This is a genomic window from Bacillus sp. LR--39, assembly GCF_053613335.1.
On the sequence record NZ_JBSIOT010001115.1, the window covers coordinates 1 to 626 of the forward strand.

The 626-nt window shown below is 43.3% G+C and carries 1 protein-coding gene and 1 pseudogene; one reads left to right on the plus strand and one right to left on the minus strand.

Annotation, left to right across the window (positions count from 1 at the left end):
• Positions 1–238: pseudogene (gene yfkJ, locus ACWHAR_RS28800) on the minus strand (protein-tyrosine-phosphatase); the annotation flags it as partial.
• Positions 239–440: 202 nt separating this feature from the next.
• Here yfkJ and ACWHAR_RS28805 point away from each other — a divergent pair.
• A partial coding sequence (locus ACWHAR_RS28805; protein WP_452088663.1) for a DUF1128 domain-containing protein occupies positions 441–626 on the plus strand: 186 nt, incomplete at its 3' end.

Here is a 626-nt window from a genome sequence, read left to right on the forward strand (position 1 = left end):
CCAGATCCTGTTCGCTGACTTGACGCGCCAGCATGCCATCAAAGCTGATTCCTTCTCTGCGCAATATCTCCTGCGTTCCCTCATGCGGCGGATTGCCGATGTGCCAGCCGCCGATTCCCGCTGAGTCCGCCTTGATTTTCTCCTCTAATCCTTTTTTGGCTGCAAGGTCCCGAAAAATCGCTTCCGCCATCGGAGACCGGCAAATGTTTCCTAAACAAACAAATAACACGCTTATCATATTGTCCAACCTCCCTATTCTTTGCCCCTATTTCTCTAAAAAGAAACCTTCATGAATATCTTAGTAGGATGTTCATTTTCTTTTCAACTGATGTCTTCACTTTTTTGGAATGAACAGCCTGCTTTTAGAATAGGGTTTTTTTCTGATGGAATTCTGTTAGAATAAAACATACCTATATTCCGCATAGAAAGGATGGAACCATTTGTCCAGCCCAAATACAGAAACATTAACTCAAATGATTGAAGAGATTTCCCAAAAGCTGAACATGCTGAACGTCGGCGTAATCAAAGCGGAGGATTTCAGTGATGAGAAGATTGAAGACCTCACGTACCTTCACAGCATGGTGATGAAAAAAGAATCATTCAGCCCAAGTGAAATGCAGGCGATT